At 36.4% G+C, this 21772-nt stretch carries 17 protein-coding genes; 6 read left to right on the top strand and 11 right to left on the bottom strand.

From position 1 onward, the window contains the following. Window positions 1–375 precede the first annotated feature (375 nt). Both IW15_RS05035 and IW15_RS05030 read right to left on the bottom strand, forming a co-directional pair. The gene (locus IW15_RS05035) at window positions 376–1599 is read right to left on the bottom strand and encodes a TCR/Tet family MFS transporter (RefSeq protein ID WP_034709700.1); all 1224 of its coding nucleotides are present in this window, start codon (window positions 1597–1599) and stop codon (window positions 376–378) included. Between the two features lie 362 nt (window positions 1600–1961). Then, a complete protein-coding gene (locus tag IW15_RS05030) occupies window positions 1962–4856 on the bottom strand; it encodes a protein translocase subunit SecDF (protein ID WP_034709699.1) in 2895 nt (964 codons plus the stop codon). A 219-nt stretch (window positions 4857–5075) separates the two neighbouring features. Between IW15_RS05030 and IW15_RS05025 the strand changes: the two genes are divergently transcribed. Continuing rightward, a complete protein-coding gene (locus tag IW15_RS05025; RefSeq protein ID WP_034709698.1) occupies window positions 5076–6446 on the top strand; it encodes a PQQ-dependent sugar dehydrogenase in 1371 nt (456 codons plus the stop codon). Between the two features lie 51 nt (window positions 6447–6497). Here the strand turns inward: IW15_RS05025 and hemN are convergent, their stop codons facing one another. The 4 genes from hemN to IW15_RS05005 all read right to left on the bottom strand — a co-directional run bounded on the left by hemN (window position 6498) and on the right by IW15_RS05005 (window position 11699). Then, complete coding sequence (gene hemN / locus IW15_RS05020) at window positions 6498–7856, bottom strand: oxygen-independent coproporphyrinogen III oxidase (protein ID WP_034709697.1); 1359 nt, start codon at window positions 7854–7856, stop codon at window positions 6498–6500. A 90-nt stretch (window positions 7857–7946) separates the two neighbouring features. Further along, entirely contained in the window at window positions 7947–8858 is a 912-nt protein-coding gene (locus IW15_RS05015; protein WP_084681365.1) for a sialate O-acetylesterase, read from the bottom strand. Window positions 8859–8981: 123 nt separating this feature from the next. Continuing rightward, entirely contained in the window at window positions 8982–9995 is a 1014-nt protein-coding gene (locus tag IW15_RS05010; RefSeq protein WP_034709696.1) for a WD40/YVTN/BNR-like repeat-containing protein, read from the bottom strand. Window positions 9996–10055: 60 nt separating this feature from the next. Beyond that, window positions 10056–11699, bottom strand: coding sequence for an APC family permease (locus IW15_RS05005; protein ID WP_051881758.1), 1644 nt, complete (start codon window positions 11697–11699; stop codon window positions 10056–10058). Between the two features lie 167 nt (window positions 11700–11866). Between IW15_RS05005 and pnuC the strand changes: the two genes are divergently transcribed. The 5 genes from pnuC (at window position 11867) to IW15_RS04980 (ending at window position 17815) form a co-directional block, all read left to right on the top strand. Continuing rightward, entirely contained in the window at window positions 11867–12532 is a 666-nt protein-coding gene (gene pnuC / locus IW15_RS05000; RefSeq protein ID WP_034709695.1) for a nicotinamide riboside transporter PnuC, read from the top strand. Window positions 12533–12542: 10 nt separating this feature from the next. Further along, complete coding sequence (locus IW15_RS04995; RefSeq protein WP_034709694.1) at window positions 12543–13208, top strand: hypothetical protein; 666 nt, start codon at window positions 12543–12545, stop codon at window positions 13206–13208. A 94-nt stretch (window positions 13209–13302) separates the two neighbouring features. Further along, window positions 13303–14070, top strand: a complete 768-nt coding sequence (dapF, locus tag IW15_RS04990; protein ID WP_034709692.1) for a diaminopimelate epimerase — start codon at window positions 13303–13305, stop codon at window positions 14068–14070. 30 nt (window positions 14071–14100) lie between these two features. Then, window positions 14101–15126, top strand: a complete 1026-nt coding sequence (mltG, locus tag IW15_RS04985) for an endolytic transglycosylase MltG (RefSeq protein ID WP_034709690.1) — start codon at window positions 14101–14103, stop codon at window positions 15124–15126. Window positions 15127–15295: 169 nt separating this feature from the next. After that, window positions 15296–17815 carry a TonB-dependent receptor domain-containing protein gene (locus tag IW15_RS04980; protein WP_034709687.1) on the top strand — a complete coding sequence of 840 codons (2520 nt, stop codon included), beginning with the start codon at window positions 15296–15298 and terminating at the stop codon, window positions 17813–17815. Between the two features lie 64 nt (window positions 17816–17879). Here the strand turns inward: IW15_RS04980 and IW15_RS04975 are convergent, their stop codons facing one another. The 5 genes from IW15_RS04975 to IW15_RS04955 are packed head-to-tail and all read right to left on the bottom strand — an operon-like array spanning window position 17880 to window position 21732. After that, window positions 17880–18332: an adenylyltransferase/cytidyltransferase family protein gene (locus tag IW15_RS04975; RefSeq protein ID WP_034709876.1), complete on the bottom strand. Its 453-nt coding sequence runs from the start codon at window positions 18330–18332 to the stop codon at window positions 17880–17882. A gap of 11 nt (window positions 18333–18343) precedes the next feature. Further along, complete coding sequence (locus IW15_RS04970; protein ID WP_034709685.1) at window positions 18344–19108, bottom strand: methyltransferase domain-containing protein; 765 nt, start codon at window positions 19106–19108, stop codon at window positions 18344–18346. 11 nt (window positions 19109–19119) lie between these two features. Next, window positions 19120–20142: a UDP-glucose 4-epimerase GalE gene (gene galE, locus IW15_RS04965; protein ID WP_034709683.1), complete on the bottom strand. Its 1023-nt coding sequence runs from the start codon at window positions 20140–20142 to the stop codon at window positions 19120–19122. Window positions 20143–20161: 19 nt separating this feature from the next. Next, window positions 20162–20605: a hypothetical protein gene (locus IW15_RS04960; protein WP_034709681.1), complete on the bottom strand. Its 444-nt coding sequence runs from the start codon at window positions 20603–20605 to the stop codon at window positions 20162–20164. Window positions 20606–20607: 2 nt separating this feature from the next. Next, complete coding sequence (locus IW15_RS04955) at window positions 20608–21732, bottom strand: DegT/DnrJ/EryC1/StrS family aminotransferase (protein WP_034709679.1); 1125 nt, start codon at window positions 21730–21732, stop codon at window positions 20608–20610. Window positions 21733–21772 lie beyond the last annotated feature (40 nt).

Raw genomic sequence — 21772 nt, 5'->3', positions numbered from 1 at the left:
AATTTTAAATAAATTTTAATAATTCGGAGGGATTGGTTGACGGGGTTTGGTTGTCAGTTGTTATTTTTTAGTGTTTTGTGTTTGTTTTTTGGTGTTTAGGCTATGTTATTAATTTATAGTTCGATGTAATGTCTGAAATCTCATGTCTGACATCTAACTTCTACAATCCAGCATTTTGTCCTGTAATCAACCCTTAACAAAAAATTAATTCAATGTATAGAGAATTATATTCACTTTTTAATTATATTTACTTCAATAATACAGCTACTAATGATAATCAGTTGACAGTAACATAAGTAATGTAAAAAATCACTTTCCATATATACTCATTCTTTCACAATGAAACAGGGAACCCAAATTGGATTCCCTGTTTTTTTATTTTTTAATTTTCTGTTTCTGAAAAGCGTAATAAGTTACTATAACACTTACCGCCATCAGGATAAAAGCCAAAAAGAAAGGCGCTCCCGAAAATTTAAACGGGGCTTCATCATGAGTGAAGAAATAAAACAAATTCGTCATCATCGGCGGTCCTATAATGGAAGTTGCACTCATTAAACTGGTTAATGATCCCTGAAGCTCACCTTGTTCATTAGAGGGTACATTTTTTGTAATCACCGATTGAAGTGCTGGTCCGCAAATTCCACCCAGACAATAAGGGATCAGAAATACAAACATCATCCAGCCTTCAGATGCAAAAGCGAATAACAACATTCCGATTGCATATAGTGCAAGACCGTAATAAATGCTTTTCTGCTCTCCTAATCTTGGCGTCGTCCATCGTATAAGAACTCCCTGTACCAAGCCTACCAATAATCCTACAACTCCCAGGGAAATGCCTACCATTCTTTCTGTCCAGCTGAATTTATACATGGTGAAAAAGCTCCAGTTGCTCTGCACTGCATGGCCTGCAATATAGATCAAAATAAGGGAAACAATTAACCCTGAAATTTCAGGATGCTTTCTTAAAAACTTAAGGGAACCGATCGGATTCGCACGCTTCCAGTCAAATTCTCTTCTTTTATCTTTATCTAAACTTTCAGGAAGAACAAAATACCCGTAAAGGAAATTTAAAAGACACAAACCTGCCGCTGCATAAAAAGGAACTCTCGCACCATAATGGCCTAATAAACCACCTAATACAGGCCCGATAATAAAGCCTAATCCAAATGCAGCTCCAATGAGTCCAAAGTTTTTAGCCCGGTCTTTATCTGTGGAAATATCGGCAATATACGCACTGGCTGTTGTTACACTGGCTCCTGTAAGCCCGGCAATAATTCTTCCGAGAAACAACCACCAGATGGTAGGCGCCAGTGCCAGGAAAATATAATCTACAGCAAATCCAAAGAGGGAGATCAGGATAATAGGCCTTCTTCCGTATTTGTCACTCAGGTTTCCTACAACGGGAGAAAATATAAACTGAGTAAAAGCGTAGGCAAAGCCTAACCAGCCGCCATATTTTGCAGCTTCACTGATATCTGCATGAATAAGTTCCTCAATTAATTTCGGAACCACGGGAATAATAATCCCCCATCCTGTAATATCAATCAGCAGTGTGATAAATATGAAGCCTATGGCTGCCTGTTTTTTTGAATTTTCCATAATCTTGCAAAAATAACGAAATCTAAAAAATAATGATTCTAAATTTCACAATATTAAAGAAGTATAATAATTAAGGCGACTCTATACAATTTTACACCAGTGTCATTCTGACGAAGGAAGAATCCCATGATAGCTCAGATTCTTCATTTCACTCCGTTACATTCAGAATGACAGAGTCATAATAATAAGAGAGCAGGGTTAATGTAAAATTTATATAATTACCATAATTAATTATCTTTCTGTTTCCCTTATACCCTTGCTTTTCCTGATGTTTATATAGTTAAGTAAATATCTATTGCATCATGGAAACAAAAAAGGCCGCTTCTTTCGAAACGGCCTTACTTTATTTATTGTAGTTCAAATTACTTTGAAGCAAGTTCTTCTTTTGTTGAAGTTGTTCTTCCATGTACTTCGTCTTCTTTCCCTGTTTTAAGGAAATCATAAGCAATTGCCGAAGCAATGAATATGGATGAGTATGTACCGAATCCGATACCGATTAACATCGCAAACATAAATCCTCTCAGGTTATCTCCACCAAAAATAAAGATGGCAAGAATTACAAGGATGGTAGTAAATGAAGTGTTGAATGTTCTACCTAGCGTACTAGAAATAGAGTCATCAAATAATCCAGCTAATGTTAATGACTTCTTTTCTCTCAGATATTCTCTAATTCTGTCAAAGATAATAACTGTATCATTGATTGAATATCCTAATACCGTTAAGATCGCTGCAATGAAATCCTGGTTGATCTCCATGTTGAATGGCATATACTTGTGAAGTAATGAATACGTTCCCAAAATAATTACCGCATCATGGAATAGAGCTGCAACCGCTCCCAGAGAGAACTGCCATTTTCTAAATCTGAATAAGATATAGATAAAGATCCCTGCCAATGCAGCAACCACTGCAAGAATACCGTGAGTCTGGATATCGTCTGCTACTGTAGGACCTACTTTCTCAGAAGAAATAATTCCTGCATGCTCTTTATCAGCAGATTTGAAATCGTGCAGTGAAATATTAGAAGGAAGATTTGTTTTTAAACCGTCATATAGCTTCTGTTCAACAGTCTGGTCAGCTTTTAAAGATTCGTCATCAATAAGATAATCTGTAGAAATTTTAAGCTGTTTAGCATTACCAAAAGTTTTTGCTTCTACGGAAGAGTTTTTACCGTCTTCTGTCTTAAATACTTTGATTAAATTCTGCTCAACATCTTCAGCATTTACATCTTTATCAAATCTGACAATATAGTTTCTACCTCCTGTAAAGTCAATCCCGTATTTGAAACCATGAATAAACATAGATCCAAGAGAGATTATCGTAAGTACAGCAGAAATGATATAAGCATATTTTCTTTTACCAATAAAGTCGATCCACGTATTTCTGAATAGATTCTTCGTAGGAGGAGTCCAAACAGAAAGGTGTTTTCCTTTTTCCAATCTTGTGAAGATCATTACTCTTGAAAGCAATACTGAAGTAAAGAATGTCATTAAGATACCAATTCCTAAGGTTAAAGCAAATCCTTTGATAGGACCTGTTCCAAATAAGAAAAGTACTCCAGCCGTTAATAATGTCGTTAAGTGACCATCAACAATTGCACTCAATGCATGTTTGAAACCATCTTTATAAGCTTCAAGAATGTTTTTTCCTGCAAATAATTCTTCTTTCGTTCTTTCATAGATAATTACGTTCGTATCTACCGCCATGGCCATCGTAAGAACGATACCTGCGATACCAGGAAGCGTAAGGGTAAAGTCTCCGGAATCCATAATTCCGAAAATATAGAAAAGGTTGATAATCATTGCAATTACAGCGTACACTCCTGCACCACCGTAATAGAAAATGATATACGCAATAATAATCAAGAATGCGATAATGAATGAAATCATTCCGGCATCAATAGATTCCTGTCCTAAAGACGGACCTACCTGAGTCGCCTGAACCACTTTAGCTCCTGCCGGTAATTTACCTGCTCCTAAAACGTCAACCAATTCTTTAGCTTCTTCCTGAGAGAAGTTACCTGAGATTTGAGTTCTACCGTTAGGAATAGCATTTACCACATTAGGTGCTGTATATACTCTTCCGTCCAAGGTAACGGCAACTGGTTTACCAACATTTTTCTCTGTTAAGGTTTTCCATTCTTTAGCACCTTTAGAGTCCATCTGCATGTCTACGACCACTCTGCTTAACTCATCATAACTGATGTTTGCAGATTCTACCGCACCGTCTACCGGAGCTTTTTGATTGATGCTACCTCTGATAGCATACAGTACCAGGTCATCAGGACTTGTAGCCTCAGGCTTGTATCCCCACATGAACTGGGTATATTTAATGTTAGCAGGACGTAAAGACTGTGCTACTTTGCTGTTCAAAATCTTGTTAACAGCAGCAGTATCAGATAATTTTACGTTCGCAACACCATTACTTCTTAATTTGTCAAGCTGTAAAAGGCTCATGAAGTTAACATTCTTGGCAACTCCTATAGAATCTCCTTTTGCAGCAATCATTGTAGTCAAGGATTGGAAATAAGGCGCAATTTCAGGAACCTGCTGTACTTCCCAGAATTGAAGTTTTGCAGAAGTCTGAAGCATTTTTTTCACCTTATCGATATCTTTCATACCAGGCATTTCCACAGAAATTCTGGCAGTACCAGGAACTCTCTGAACGTTCGGCTGTACCGCTCCCAGCTTATCAATTCTTGTTCTGATCACTTCAAAAGCTGTTCCTACAGAAAGATCAATTCTTCTTTTAATGATGCTTTTAACCTGCTCATCAGTAGTATTGTACTTGATTTCTGATAAATTGGTATTTCCGAAAAGTTCCGGATCTGCCAGCTTAAGGTTGGTTCCTTTAGCTTTATTCAGTGCATCAAATTGTTCGAAGAAGTTGTCGATGTAAGATTTTGTAGAGTTTTTCTGAGCTTCATCAGTTTTATTTAAAGCTTCAATAAGAACAGGGTTGGTAGAATAATTGGTTAAATCATTTACCAAATCTCTTTGGTTGATTTCCAATAGAACGTTGATCCCCCCTTTCAGGTCAAGACCAAGTTTCATTTCTTTGTCCTTAGCTTTTGTATAATAAAGCTTTGTATAGCCTAGATTAAGAGTATCTTCTTTTATCCGTTTGATCTCTTTCTCGTTTCCTTTCGCAGCTTCGATCTGCGATTCAATTTTGCTGGCGTACCAGGTTGGTAATAGCTCGTTTAAGCAGATCAACCCTAGGACAATAGCAACAATTGTAATAAGTCCTTTTCCTTGCATTTTGTTATAACTACGTTAAATTAAGTCGGCAAATATAATGATTTTCTTTATATTTTATGAATTTTTTAACAGCAGAAACGGTTTATTTTCAGATATATCGGCATTTTAATTTCTTTTTACTATTTAGCATTTTTTCACCTGAATTATAGTGAAATTTTCAAATTCCTGTTGGTATGAAATTTTCATTCATCTAATCAACCCACTAAACATCAAAATATTATGAAAAATCTACTTTTTAGCGTAAGTATTTTTTCTTCCTTAATTCTTAATGCCCAAAACATTAATTTGGAAGAATTTGCTACCGGGCTCTCCAATCCGGTCGAAATTACCAACGCTGGCGACAGCAGGCTGTTTGTTGTACAGCAAGACGGAATCATAAAAATTGTCCAGCCGAATGGAACCGTCAATGCCGCCAATTTTTTAAATATCAGCTCAAAAGTTACCTTTAATGGCGAAAGAGGACTTTTAGGACTTGCGTTCCACCCACAATACTCTACTAACGGGTATTTTTTTGTGTATTACAACAACACCGACGGAAATATCACACTTTCCAGATACACCGTCAGTACTACCGATCCGAATGCAGCAGATCCCAACTCTGAAAAAATCATGCTGAATATTACAAAACCTTTTACCAACCATAACGGAGGCAGTATTCATTTTGCTCCTGACGGAAATTTATGGGTCATCACCGGTGACGGCGGAAGCGGCGGAGATCCCAATAACAATGCCCAAAACAAAAATGCCCTGTTGGGGAAAATGCTTAGAATTGACGTTAATGCTACAGGTCCATACAATATCCCGTCAGACAATCCCTTTGTGGGTACCAGTGTTGATGGTGCCGATGAAGTCTGGGCTTATGGGCTTCGAAATGCATGGAAATTTTCTTTTGACATCACGACCGGAAATGCAATGATTGCAGATGTAGGCCAGGGAGCCATTGAGGAAATCAATAAAATGCCGATCACCCAGGCTGGGCTTAATTACGGCTGGCGTTGCTATGAAGGAAACAGTACTTATAATACTGCCGGATGTCCCAATTCATCAACATTAACTTTCCCTGTTGCAGTTTATGACCATTCGGGAGGAAAATGTTCTATCACGGGAGGATATGTGTATAGAGGCACTCAATATCCATCTCTTCAGGGCAGATACTTCTTTGCTGATTACTGTTCTTCCCAGATTGGAATACTGAATACGGATAACTCGGTAATCTGGACTTCAGCGTATTCGGGAAGCAGTTTTTCAACATTCGGACAAAACGCACAAAAAGATCTGTTCGTAGCAGCACTGAATACCGGGAAAATTTATAAAATTACGACCGGAACATTGTCTACCCAGGAAAATACTCATTTAAATGAATTAAAAATGTATCCAAATCCAGCTTCAAAAAAAGTATTTATTGAAGGTCTACAAGATAAAAACAGTACCGCTGAAATCATCAGTGCTGAAGGAAGAAGAGTCCTGGAAGGTACCAAGATCAACAGCGATAACAGTGTAGATATTTCAGGAATTCCTTCCGGAGTGTACTATCTCATTTTGAAATCCGGAGATCTGAAATCGTACAGTCAGAAACTGATTGTAAAATAACTTGGAGCTCCTTATATTTAAAAAGCGATTCATATAGAATCGCTTTTTATTTTATATCGTCATCGAAAAAATTCTGGTTTCAGGCTTATTACGCATCATTCTGAGGTCAAAAACCATTGCTACATTTCTCGTAAATGCCCTTCCCTTTTCAGTAATTTTAATTTCCTTACCATGGATTTCTACCAACTCATCATTTTCCATTTCTTTCAGCATTTCTAAGGCATTATCCAGTTCAGGGAAAGATGTCTCAGCATCAAAAGAAGTTTCAAGCTGACACATTAAGTTCAGAATATGTCTTCGCACAATCAGATCTTCTTTATTTAAAATATGTCCCTTCACAACAGGAATTACGCCTTCTTCAACTGCTTTCTGATATTCTTCAACCGTTTTTACATTTTGAGCAAAAGCATACCACGAATCTGAAATAGAAGACATTCCAAGACCAACCATCAGCTGAGTTTTGCTGGAAGTATATCCCATGAAGTTTCTGTGCAGTTTTTTTTGAATCAATGATTGGTACAAGTCATCATGCTCCAGAGAGAAATGATCCATTCCCACCTCAATATACCCTAAATCCTGAAGCAGTTTTTTTCCATCTTCATACAGACGGCGTTTTTCTTCTCCACTTGGTAAATCATTTTCATCAAAACCTCTCTGTCCTACACCTTTTACCCATGGAACGTGGGCATAAGAATAAAATGCAAGTCTGTCCGGTTTTAATTCAAGCGTTTTGCGAATTGTATGTTCCATAGCATCCCAATGCTGATGCGGAAGCCCGAAAACAAGATCATGGCTGATCCCTCTGTATCCGATTTCTCTGGCCAACTCTGTTACTTCCTTCACTTTTTCAAAAGGTTGTATCCTGTTGATTGCTTTCTGAACTTTCGGATCATAATCCTGAACCCCAAAACTTACTCTGCGAAATCCAAGATCATATAATGTCTGAAGATGTTCTCTGGTCGTATTGTTCGGATGTCCTTCAAAAGAAAATTCAGGATGTTCAGCAATATCTACGCTTTCAAAAATTCCTTCCAGTAATGCTTTTAAATTTTTTGGAGAGAAAAAAGTAGGCGTTCCACCTCCAAGATGAAGTTCCTTTAATTTTGGTTTTTCATTAAAAAGTTCCAGATAAAGCTTCCACTCTTTCAGTACGCTTTCAAGATAAGGAATCTCAACACTATGCTGTTTCGTAATCCTTTTATGACAGGCACAGAAAGTACATAAAGCCTCACAAAAAGGAAGATGTATATAAATAGAAATTCCCTCTTCCCCATTTGTCTCGTTAAAAGACCTGATTACACTTTCTTTCCATTTTTCAGGTGAAAATGTAGTCTCATCCCAATAAGGAACCGTAGGATATGAAGTATATCTTGGTCCGGGAATATTATATTTATCTATTAAAGAATTCATTGAAAATTTAAATTTTATAGGTGAAACCTCAAAAAGGATTTCGTAATGCAAAATTAAAAATAAGTTATGGATTTTGAATCATGAGTTATATTAGGGTTTATTTTCGAAATTTATAATGAGTCTAAATACTTCATTCGCAAAATTTTCACCCAAATCGATATAACCTGCACTGTCATAATGCCATGGATCATTACCGTAATTGTATTTTTTCGTGGATCGTACAATGGCGGCGTTCTTATCATCATTGACAAATTTTTCCTGCGCATATTGTACCAGCTCTCCTTTTGGCCAGACTTTTCCTTTTTCATTTTTCCCTGAATCTGAAATTTTTCCGATCACCACAGGAAGATCATCCGTTAATAAAGCCGCCCGCATCTGGTTCATCAATACTTTCAGATGATCGTAATAATGATTGGCAATCTCCTCCGTATAGCCTGCATCACTTTCGCCCTGCATCCATAAAATCCCTGAAGGAACCAGCTCATCTTTTTTCCCATTTCTGTCAACATCAGTTTCGGCTAAGGCATTTTTTAATGTTTTCAAAAAATGATCATATTGATTGATTCCGTTTTTGCCCTGAAAATCGGCATCCCAACATCCGAAATCAGCTGCTGCAAGGCTATCGATAGAAGTTCCTTCCCTGGCATATTTGATCAACAGGATTTTATCCTTGGGAAATAATTCTTTCATCCTTTTTGCAAATGATAATTCTAATCCGAACCTGTCTGAAAGTATATTGGTTGTTCCGTCTGTTTTAAATCCTGTTCCGTGCCCTGGCTTTAGGGCTTCCCATTTTCCGGTTCCTCCATTTATTTCACCATCCGCTACAGAATTTCCCTGAAAAATATAAACATCTTTATAATTTTTCAAATCACTGGGAAGATCTTTATTGTATCCAAAACCGTTCATATTCGATTGTCCGGCTAATATGAACACTCTCATTTTCTGGCCGAAAAACAGAGCTGGAAGGAAGAGCATCAGCATTAATTTCATATTCTTCATGTACAATTTTGTGTAAAAGTAAGGCGAAGTAATTTTAAACAGACTGTATTCGTAAAGATATCTTCTATTTCTCCGATCTACATTTTAATTTGCTCAGTGATTATTTTTGTATCTAAAATCAAGTTAGAGTTTTATTTCGATAACGGCTATTCTGTCTTTTCCTGCCAGTACCACCGAGTTTTTATTTACCCATTTCCCAACGAAAAACCCTTTTTCATCTGAAATTTTTTTCCATGTCTTCCCAAAATCTGAAGAATAGCTTATATGCTGGTCTCCAATTGCGATGATTTCTTTTCCTTTGGAGCCCGGTTTAATTTTCACGCAGGTGGTATACCCTGCATTCTGCCCGGAAGCCTGAATCTTCCAGGTTTTTCCACCATCATAGGTGGTTGCAATATTGTTGATATTGGCTTCTTGTTTGGTATAATCTCCGCCAGCTGCAATTCCGAACTGGTCATCATAAAAATCTATAGAGTATATTCCCTGGGAAGATTCTCCCTGAATAACAGGCGTATTAAAAATTTCAAACTGGTCATTTTTACGCGTAAGCCTTATTATTCTTGACGCTTTACCTCCTGTTGCAATCCATACATAATTTTTAGTGGAAGCAATATTGGTATTGCTGGCTGCAAATGCCGCTTCCCCCTCTTTTAATTGAACGTCATTCTTAAGGAAACTCCATTGATTATTGTTATAAACGGTCAGGCGTAATTTTCTATACTCTCCGTCTGAATCACTAAAAGCATAAGCGAGACGATCATTGACAAAGTGAAAAGCATCATAAAAAGCAGTTTTCGTCATGTCTGTAAAAACAATCTGTGATGTCAGGTTCTTTTTATCAATCTTAAAAAAACGGGCAGGACTTTCAATATTAATGGTATAAAAATTATTTTGATCCTGAGCTAGTGTTCTAAACTGAAGTTTTTCATCGTACAGTTTAACCTGTTTCTGATGATCCGGGTTTTTAAGATCTACAAAACCAAATTTTGATTCCGTGCCACTGTACCATATTTTTCCATCATAGATTTCAAGAGCACGTATGCTGATCTTATCCGTGAATATCGTTTTGAAACTCACCTGCTGGGAAAAAGCCAGTATTCCGGCACAGGCCAGTGAAAGTGAAAATAGTTTTTTCATATCAGACAAAAATAAAAAATCCACAGAAATCTGTGGATTTTTTTACTTTATATTTTAGTACTAGTCTAAATTTGGTTTTTCTAAAGGCTCCTGTTCAGCTTTAAAAGTCTCTCCATATTCTCCGTTTTGAAGTTTAGAGTGTCTTTTACTGTAAAGGAAATAGATAACGACTCCAATCAGCAACCATGCAAAAGAATACTTTTGAGCTTCGATGCTTAAGTTGAAAATCAGGTATACATTAATAGCAATTCCTAAACATGCAATAACCGGTAGAGCAGGAACTTTAAAGTTTCTTTGTAAAGCAGGTTCTTTTACTCTTAATACCCAAACCGCTACACATACCATCGTAAATGCGAACAATGTTCCGAAGCTGGTCATGTGTGCCAGATCGTTAATAGGGGTAAGAGAAGCAACTACAGAAATAACTCCTCCTAAAATAATAAGGTTTTTGGTAGGAACTCCCGTAGTAGGATTTACTTTTGCAAAGGTAGCCGGGATCAATCCGTCTTTAGACATTCCTAAGAAAATTCTGGACTGTCCCATAATCATTACCATCAATACAGAAATCAGACCTACTGTCGCTGCAATCGTGATAATGTATCCTGCCCAGGCATATCCTGCAATATCAAATGCATAGGCTACGGGAGCTTTAATAGCGTCCGGATATTTTCCAAGTGGATTAAAATCAGTATAATGCATCATCCCTGTTAATACCAGGGAAACCAATATATATAAAAGGGTACAGATAATCAGTGAAGCAATAATCGCGAAAGGTACATCCTTCTTAGGATTAATGGCCTCTCCAGCCTGTGTTGAAACGGCATCGAATCCTACATACGCAAAGAAAATAGCGGATGCTCCGGCTACGACTCCTCCTATTCCATAGGCTGAATGGGAAACACCATTCTCGGTAATAGTTGTAGCTTCAGGAATAAACGGCGTCCAGTTCTGAAGACCATGCCCGGAATTAATAATAATAAATGCCCCTGCAACAATCACAAAAATAATCGCTGAAACTTTAAGGATTACAATAAAGTTATTTGCTTTTGCCGCTCCTTTTGTTCCTCTGATTAAGATTGATATTACAAACAATACAATCACCAATGCCGGAAAGTTTAAGAAAAGTTTCATATTGAAAATTTCCGGAGCACTGTTGTACATATCGATAGTCGCTTGAAATGCTTTTAATTTATCCGGAGATAGATTACCGTCTGCAATTTGTTTTGTGGCTTCACCAAAAGCTTTATGTGCTGTTCCAGGATCTGTTGTGAGCCACATGGGAAGATGAAGGCCAAACATTTTGAGCAGTTTCCCAAAATATCCGGACCAGGATACGGCAACCGTCATGGATCCCATGGCATATTCTAAAATTAATCCCCATCCTATGACCCATGCAAAAATCTCACCCACTGTTCCGTACGCATAGGCATATGCTGAACCTTCAACAGGAAGGATGGAAGCAAACTCCGCATAACAAAGCGCTGCAAATACACAGGCAATCCCTGCTATGACAAATGACAGCGCCAGTGCCGGCCCTGCATTATAATAAGCTCCTGTTCCCGTAAGTACAAAAATTCCTCCTCCGATAATTGCTCCGATTCCAATAGCAGTAAGACTCCATTTTCCTAAAACGCGTTTCAACTGACTCTTTTTGATATCAGCTTCATAAGCGCTCATTGGTTTCTTAACCCAAATTTTAGACATATTTTATTATTTATTAAAGATTTACGAAAATATAAAAAATTTAGAAATACTAACGTTTATTGGCAAACTTTCATCATTAAATTTAAATTTTAAAATATAAAAAACTGATTTACATACAATTTAACTCATTTTTCGGTCATTCTGAATTTTTCCTTATTTTTGGGCGCATGAATGTATACGATCTTTTTGTAAAGCCCTATGAAACGTACACTGCTTTACAAATTTTACTGGAAGCCACAGGAGCCTTGTTTGGAGTCCTGAGTGTTTATTTTTCCATTAAAAAAAACATCTGGGTCTACCCTACAGGGATTATTTCTACTTTGATCTATGTATATATCCTTTTTAATTTCGGTTTACTGGGTGATTGTATGATCAATGTATATTATACGGCCATGAGCATCTACGGCTGGGTGCTATGGGCTAAGAATTCCGAAGATAACATTCACGTCGAAGTTTCCTGGGCCACAAAAAGAGAATGGGTATTTGGTATTTTCCTTTTTATTTTAAGTCTGGCTCTGGTTACAATTATTTATTATTACAAACCTTATATTGATAATGCCTTCTCTATGGAAGGAACCAGTTTGGGACTTTATCATCTTGATTGGGCAAATTGGCTGGACGTACTCACCACTTCTATATTTTTAGTCGGCATGTGGTTTATGGCCAAACAGCGCATTGAGAACTGGATCTTCTGGATTATCGGCGATTTTATTTGCATGCCCATGATGATTTTTAAGGGACTTGGAATCACTTCGGTTCAATATTTGGTATTTACTATAATGGCTATCATCGGATACCTTAAATGGAAAAAAAGTTTTAAAGAAAAAAAATAGCAATAAAGTCATGAAAAATTTATTTAAAATAGCGGTAAGCATTTTTGCTATAGCTAGTTTATCATCATGTTTAGCGTATGCTGACGGATATGGCAGCAACGGTTCTTCCTATGGATATGGAGACCCCTATTATAATAACGGATATTATTATGCACCTTCAGGATATTATGGAAGCGGAGGTTATTATGGTAATGACGGATATTATTACAGAAACGATGTTAATTATTATTATGATAACGGCTCTCCCTATTATTATTATAACAGCGGAAACAGCAGAAGAAAAGTATATGTTGAAAGAAGATCTACGGTAACTTCACAGAGACCGAATAACGGATTCCAGAATACACGTACTACCAATAACAATGGTTATAATAACAGCGGCGGGTTTAACAACAACAGAGGAAATAATAGCAATAGCAACAGCACCCGAAACAGCGGCGGAGGTTTCAGAACGCAGAATAATACGTATCAGAACCAAAGCAACCAGAATAACCAAAACAATGGTGGTTTCAGAAATACACAGCAGTATAATCAAAACCAGAATCAAAACAACACCAGAAGCGAATCTTCAAGTGGTGGATTCAGAGGAAGCAGCCAGAGCAGTACACCGCCAAGCAACACGCAGCAGAATACCAATTCTAACCGACAACAACAAAGCGGAGGCGGGTTTAGATAAAACGATTATAAATAAGAAAACGAACAGCTAACACTGTTCGTTTTTTGTTTGAAATATAGTAATTTTGCTCGTTAATTTTATACAGAAGAAAAATATGGAATTTTATAAATATCAAGGCACGGGAAATGATTTTGTAATGATAGACAACCGTGACCTTCAATTCCCTAAGGATACAGAAATCATCGGGAAACTTTGTGACAGACGTTTCGGAATTGGTGCAGACGGACTTATTTTATTGGAAAATGATGATAAATACGACTTCAAAATGGTGTACTACAACTCCGACGGCGGTGAAAGCACCATGTGCGGAAATGGAGGAAGATGCCTGGTTGCTTTTGCATTTTTCCTTGATATTTTTGAAGACAGATGTAAATTCATAGCCATAGACGGTGAACATGAAGCTGAAATTCACAATGGGATCATCAAATTAAAAATGATTGACGTAAATATGATCTCTACTGACGGAAACGATACAGTAATGGATACCGGATCGCCGCATTATGTAAAATATGTTGAAGATTTGGTAAATTATAATGTTTTTGCGGAAGGAAACAGCATCAGAAATTCAGAAAATTATAAAGAAAAAGGCATCAATGTAAATTTTGTTGAAAAAATTACAGATGATGAAATTTTCGTAAGAACCTATGAACGAGGCGTTGAGGACGAAACTTACAGCTGCGGAACAGGAGTTACAGCTTCTGCTTTAACTTTTCTGCAAAAAAATAATCTAATCTCTGTAAAAGTTAAAACTTTAGGCGGAAATCTTAAAGTACATGCTGAAAAAAACGGAAATTTCTTCCAGAACATTTGGCTTGAAGGTCCCGCAAAGCAAGTTTTTAGAGGTAAAGTAGATCTTATTTAAAAACAAAAACTTTTAATCAACTTTTTAATAATGAAAAAAGCTGTACTCATTATCATTCTGCTCATTGTTATCGTGGCAGGATTTTTTGGTTTGAGATTTTATACGACGTATTACGGAAACAACGTAGAAAAAGACGGATATGTTTTGATTCCCCATAAGGCAAATTTTAAGCAGATCATGGATTCTATTGCTCCGTATATTAAAAATAAAGAGTCTTTCGAAACCGTGGCAAAAGATAAAGATCTGGAACAGAATTTTAAAGCGGGCCGGTATCATATTCAAAGCGGTGCAGGAAACACCCACATCGTCAATATGATCAAAGCGGGAAATCAGACCGCCAATACATTTAGAATCGGTGATTTCGGAGATATCTATCAGATGGTAGGTAAAGTGACGAAAAAAACAGAATCGGACTCTCTTCAGTTTGTGAATGGTTTTAATGCCATCGCTGTAGAAAAAGGTTATCAAAATGCGGAGGATCTGAAAAAATATTTCTTCATAGACAGTTACGATTTTTTCTGGACCGTAAGTCCGAAAGAATTTTTCAAAAAATTTGAAGATCAGTACAATGAATTCTGGACCAGTGACAGAAAAAGTAAGGAACAGCAATCCGGATTAACGAGAGATCAGATCTATGCGCTGGCTTCCATTGTTTATAAAGAATCAGGAGGTAAGAAAGATGAGATGAAAACGATTGCAGGATTGTATCTGAACCGTTATAGAAAGGGAATGAAACTGCAGTCTGATCCTACGGTAATTTATGCAATTAATAAACAGACTAATTTTAAGGAAACCATCAAAAGGGTTTTCTATAAGCAATTATCCACTCCGTCACCGTATAATACATATGCCAATGCAGGTATTCCTCCGGGACCTATTTGTGTGGTAGATAAAAACTCTGTAGATGCGGTTTTAAATGCAGAAAAAAATGATTATATATTCATGTGTGCAGATCCTGCAAGGTTCGGATACCATAAGTTTACGGCAAGTGCTGCGGAGCATGCAGTGAATGCGAAAGCCTATCAGGATTGGCTCAATTCAAAAAATATTAAATAAAAAATAAATTTAACTTTATTTTAACAATTCTATAATTAACAATTAGCATTTAAATACGACCTATACATTTCAAACAATAAACAAATCGTAATATTTTGAAATTCAACCCAATTAGTGATTTCACAATATTAAGAGTTATATTCTCACGATTTTACACAAAAAATACCTTATGAACCAGACGGAAATTATCAACATTTTCACAAAAAAAACCTTAGGGCTTACGTTTGTACTTTCGGCAGCAGCAATGGCATTTGCACAGGAAAAAGCACCTATTTCAGGAACGATCGTTAACAAGAGCAATCAGCCTGTTCCTTATGCATCTGTAACCTTCACCAACAAAGCCAACAAGGCATTGAGCGATGCAGCTCTGACCGATGAAAAAGGACTGTACAAGCTAGACCTGGCTCCTGGAAACTATGATATAACAGTAGAGGCAATTGATCACAAAAAAAATACGGTTAATAAAGACATTAAAGGACCTGGAAATATCGGCGCTCTATCTTTGGAAGCTGAAGCGACAAGTTCCATAAGTACCAAAACTCAGGAAATACAGGGAGTTGTTATTACTGCTGCGGCTACAAAACCTTATAAAGTAGAACTGGATAAGAAAACGTATGATGTAAAAAGTGACTTAACTTCTGTAGGTGGAAACTTACAGGATGTATTACAGAACGTCCCTTCTGTAACGGTAGATACTGACGGAACAGTAAGTATGCGAGGGAGTTCTAATGTAAGATTTTTAATTAACGGGAAGCCATCTGCTCTATTAGGAATTGATGACGGAGCGAATGCTCTTCAGGCTATTCCAGCTGATCAGATTGACCGAATTGAAGTCATTACCAATCCATCTGCAAAGTATGATGCATCAGGAACTGCAGGTATTCTGAATATCATCCTTAAGAAAAACAATAAACTAGGATTTAACGGGAGTGTAATCGGTACGCTGGGTTACCTGCCAAAAACAAATCTTAACGTCAATCTTAGCTGGAAAAAAGGGAACTGGAACTGGTTTTTAAATGGCGGCGGCGGCTACCAGGAAGGGAAAAATAAGAACAGAACTACGACTAATTATACATCAGGAACTCTTCTTTCTGCATATCAAAACAGCGAAAATAAGACTCAGTCAAACAATTACAATGCAACTGCAGGAGTGGTGTATGATATCTCTCCTAAGACTTCTATTAACTTGAGCGGAACGATCCGTACTTTTGATAATACCAGTAATAACCCGATCAATTATATCGATAATAATCTGGATGGCAGTACTGTATTATCAGCCCGTAACTCCATCGGGGCGAATACCAATACAGGAATGCAGGGAGATTTTGGAATTGATCATAAATTCGATGATAAGGGTCAAAATATTTCATTATCAGTAAGTTTACAGAGAAATCAGTCTAATAATAACTCCGATATCACTGCGACTACAAATAATATTTTCAGTTCTTTTACCAATACTAAAGTAAAAACGTTAAACAAAGCCTTAGTAGGGAAACTTGATTATGAACTACCAATTGGAGAAAATTCAATGTTTAATGCGGGTTACAAATTAGATTATAATGATAACGATTATGACTATTTTGCACAGAGGCAAGAATCATTAGATCCATCTCCATCCATCCTGGGCAGGTTTACAGGAGTTTCAAACTACACTGAAATGTTTAATGCATTTTATGCCCAGTTCAAAAGTAAAATAGGCCCTGTAAATTATCAATTGGGCTTAAGAGACGAGATTTCTAATGTTGAATTTTCTTATCCGTACAGAAATCCTCAATATCCAGATGCAAATACCAATGTGGTCATAAACAAAAAGAAAAACTACAACAACCTTTTCCCAAGTGTATTTTTAAGCTATGATTTTGCAAAAAACAATCAGATCTTATTAAACTACTCCAGAAGAATAGACAGACCAAGATCATTTTTCATGATTCCTATTCCTTCACCCAGTGATGTAAGAAACTTATTCCAGGGAAATCCGGATTTGAATCCTTCTTATATTGACTCTTTTGAATTAGGATATAATTTATCTAAAAGTAAAGTGACGATTAACCCGACTTTATATTACAGAAAGGAAAAAGATAATGTACAATTTGCAGTCATTCAAGATTTAACTGATCCGGGATCATTTACTTCTACCCCATTTAATGTGGGATCAGAAGACCGATACGGTTTAGATTTTAATGGTACTTATGATCCTTTTGCATGGTGGAAAATCATGGGAAATGTCGATTTATTTGGATATAAAACTAAAGGAGATCTTTATATAGATGGTAATTTCGTTCAGTCTTATGACGGAAGTGGATTCTCTACAAGAGCAAGATTAGCCAATACATTCAAACTTGACAAAACATTTAGTTTTCAAATTCAAGGAAACTTTAGAGGCGGACAAAAAAATGCCAGCCAGGAGCAGAAATCTACGTACTTCTTTAACTTGGGTGCTACTAAAACCATCTGGAAAGGAAATGGTACCGTGGCATTTAACATTCAGGATATATTCAATACCCGGGCTAGACAGGTTACTACTTTTGGATCCAACTATACCAGAGATATGTATATGCAGTGGCAGCCAAGACAGTTCTCTCTTTCTCTGACCTACCGATTCAAACAAGGAGAAAAAGTAGAACAGCCTAAGAAGAAAAAAGACATCAATGCTAATGACAGCGGCGATGATCAGCAAGGACCAATGTAAAAATATAAACATAAAAAATCCCGAAATGAGAATTTCGGGATTTTTTTATTAATCTAATTTTAGATTATTTTACGGTTTCAACATCTAAATTCTTTGCTTTTTCAGCTTCAAAAATTCTTTTTCTCAGGTCACTGGAAGAAAACCGATGATCTCTTTTGTTATAAAAGATCTCTATTCCTTTCTCTTCACAGTATTTTTTACCTGTAAAATCTCTATCCATATAATCATCTCCGATGATTCTGACATCGATTACAAAAGATTTTAAAATATCTTCCAGATCTTCTTCTGTATAATAAGGAATGATCTCATCAACTGCATTTACTGCCTTAAGCTGAATATAGCGTTCAACGATGGTTTGGGTCGGTTTGTTCTTGTTGGGACGATCGTGTGACGGATCGATCTGCAATCCAACGATCAGATAATCGCATACGGTTTTAGCTTCTTCAAGCATTTTGATATGTCCGGCATGCAATAAATCAAATGAGGAAAATGTAATGCCTATTCTTTGTGTCTTCATAGTGTTAATCATTAAAATTTTGCTGATATAAACGTTCTTTTAAATGGATAAAAGACTGGTGATTCGGGAAATAAACTTTGTAATTCTTTTTTATAGTCATTTTTAAACTGTTCTTTCAGTTCTTCCGGAAGTTTATCTATGTAAGGGAGCATTGCTGTTCCGGATGTAAATGTAAAAATAGCGTCAGCATTTTCAAGAACATGTGGAAATACTTTTTCATAAACGGTAATTTCACTTCCGTTATAATCAAACAGTATTTTTGCATAGTCTTCTATTTTCAATACTGTATATTCTCTCTGCCAGGAATTGTAAGCGCTTTTATAAGGCTCTCTTTCCGCAACTTTTCGAAGCTGTTGATGCACGATATATTCATGATTGGAAGGAATCTGTACTGCCAACTGGCCTCCTGGATTAATTTTACCGATAATTCTTGGGAAAAGTTCTTTATGATTGCTGCACCATTGTATCGCAGCATTGGAAATGATCAGATCAAAAGTTTCATTCAGACTGAGCTGTTCTTCAATGGATCTTTTTTCAAAAGACAGTCTGCTTGTTTTATAATGCTTTGCTTTTTCAAGCATTTCTGCTGAAGAATCTATTCCTATGACTTTAGAATCTTCTAAATAATCCAATAGTTTAGAGGTTAATTCCCCTGTTCCACAACCCAAATCAATCACAGAGAGATCGGATTTCGACTTCACAAGCTTTAATAAATCAAAGAAAGGAGCAGAACGCTCTTCTTTAAACTGATCGTATACTTCAGGATTCCAAGCCATACTACTCTATTTTATGCGTTTCTTGAATTCAGATAATTCTGCCACTGCCACACGGTTCTCAAAGATTCCTCCAGTGAAGTTTCTGACTTCCAGTGAAGTTCCCTTTCCGCTTTATCTGCGTTTGCATAGGCAGTCGTAATATCACCTTCTCTTCTTGCACAAATCTGGTAAGGTACCTCTACATGATTAGCATTTTCAAAAGCTTTTACTACTTCCAATACCGATGATCCTTTCCCGGTTCCTAGATTATAGATGTCAATTACACTTTCCTCACTGCTGTTATTCATTAGTTTTTTCAACGCGTCAACATGAGCTTTGGCAAGGTCTACAACATACACATAATCGCGGATCGGAGTTCCATCCTCTGTATCATAATCATTACCCCAAACACTTAATTTCTCACGTATTCCAGCGGCAGTCTGCATTACATACGGAACCAGGTTACTGGGAACTCCAATCGGAAGCTCGCCAATCAGTCCTGAAGGATGAGCACCAATAGGATTGAAGTATCTCAAAAGTGTAATTTTTCTGTTGTATGCTTTCGCAAAATCAACCAGAATCTCTTCTCCCATCTGTTTAGTTTTTCCATATACACTTTCAGGAAGTTTCAAGGGAGTATTTTCATTGATGGGCATTACCTCTGCCTGTCCGTAAACGGTACATGAAGAGCTGAATATAAAGTTAGAAATCGATCTTTCTTTACATTCCTGCAGAATATTGATTAAAGAGAACAGATTATTTTCATAATAATCTACAGGTTTCAATTGGCTCTCTCCTACTGCTTTATAGGCTGCAAAATTAATACAGCCTTCAATATGATAAGCATCAAACACCTGAGTCAGAAGCTCTCTTCTTTTTAAATCGAAAGGATAAAAAGCCGGCTTTTTACCTGTAATTTCCTCTATATTTTTTAAAATAAATCTTTCCGAATTGGATAAATCGTCTACAATAACGACTTCAAAGCCATTATTAAGAAGTTCTACCACAGTGTGGGAACCAATGTATCCAAGTCCGCCTGTAACAAGTATTGCCATTTTTTTTGTAATAAATTTTTTATTCTTTGTGTTGTCCTATTTGTTCTATTTCATTCTTTGCTGGAATATGTCTAAAATAATTTATAAGTAATGTTGGCCCTATTAATAACAAAGCAAATCCAAACAAAAAAGAATAAATATGTATTCCCCATTTTCCTTCATAATTGATATAGAAACTTATCAAACCCAAAATGATTATTAAAGCACTTGAAATATTCAGATACATAAAAAGTTTTTTTGACTCTCTGAAAATATGTATAAATGCTACAATCAATAATGTAAATATTATAAAGTTTAAAAGATACAAAAGGGTTTTAAATTTAGAATACTTTTCTACTAATCTATAACCTTTAAGTAAAACATTAATTATAAATGCTCCATAATAAATAATCCAACCTAAAATAAAAATGATTGTAAAAAAATAAGCAAACTTATTTTTAAGTATTCTTTCGTCGTGAAGCATAATTATCCCATAAACTCCAAGACAGCATCCGTAATATACTTCAGCTGCTCTTCATCCAATTCTGTGTGCATAGGGAGTGATATCACCTGATCCAGCAGTTTATCTGTATTTACAAAATCAGCATCATTGCTTTCCTGGAAATAGGCTTTTTGTTTTCTTAATGCTACCGGATAGTAGATCATAGCCGGAATCTCTTTTTCAGTTAAGAATTTTTGCAAATCGTTACGTTTACCATTAAGGATTCTCAACGTATATTGGTGGAATACATGTGTAGAATTCTCTGCTCTTTTTGGTGTAAGAATATGCTCATTACCGGCAAAAGCTTCATCGTAATAATCAGCAGCTTTTCTTCTTGACTCATTATAAGAGTCCAGATTAGGAAGCTTCTTTCTTAATACAGCCGCCTGAATACTGTCTAGCCTTGAGTTTACTCCTACCTCATCATGGTAATATCTCTCATACATTCCATGATTTACGATACCTCTTAGACGATGTGCCAGTTCATCATTATTGGTAAAAATAGCACCTCCATCACCATAACATCCAAGGTTTTTTGATGGAAAGAATGAAGTGGTTCCTACGGTAGACATGGTTCCGGCCTGTTTTACAGTTCCATCTGAAAATGTAAACTGTGAGCCTATCGCCTGTGCGTTGTCCTCAATAACGTATAGATTATGTTCTTCGGCAATTTTTAAAATTTCTTCCATATTCGCACACTGTCCGAAGATGTGTACTGGAATAATTGCTTTCGTTCTAGGGGTAATAGCTTTTTTAATCTGATCTGTGGAAATCGTGAATGTATCGTAATCTACATCTACCAAAACAGATTTTAGTTTAAGCAGATGAATAACTTCTACGGTTGCTGCAAAAGTAAAATCGGCCGTGATTACTTCGTCCCCTTCTTTCAGGTCTAAAGCCATCAAAGCGATCTGTAAAGCATCAGTACCATTGGCACAAGGAATCACATGCTTTACGTCTAAATAAGATTCCAATTCATTCTGGAAAGACTTTACTTCAGGGCCGTTGATAAAGGCCGCCGAATCCATTACATTTAAAACTGCATTATCTACGTCATTCTTTATTTTGTAATACTGACTTTGTAAGTCAACCATCTGAATTTTTTTCATAAACAAATATTTGTGTAAAAATAAGGAATTTAAAATCCTT

It is taken from the genome of Chryseobacterium soli (genome assembly GCF_000737705.1).
GTDB lineage: Bacteria > Bacteroidota > Bacteroidia > Flavobacteriales > Weeksellaceae > Chryseobacterium > Chryseobacterium soli.
The sequence above is the reverse complement of the archived record's forward strand: the minus strand, read 5'-3'. Positions and strand labels throughout refer to the sequence as shown.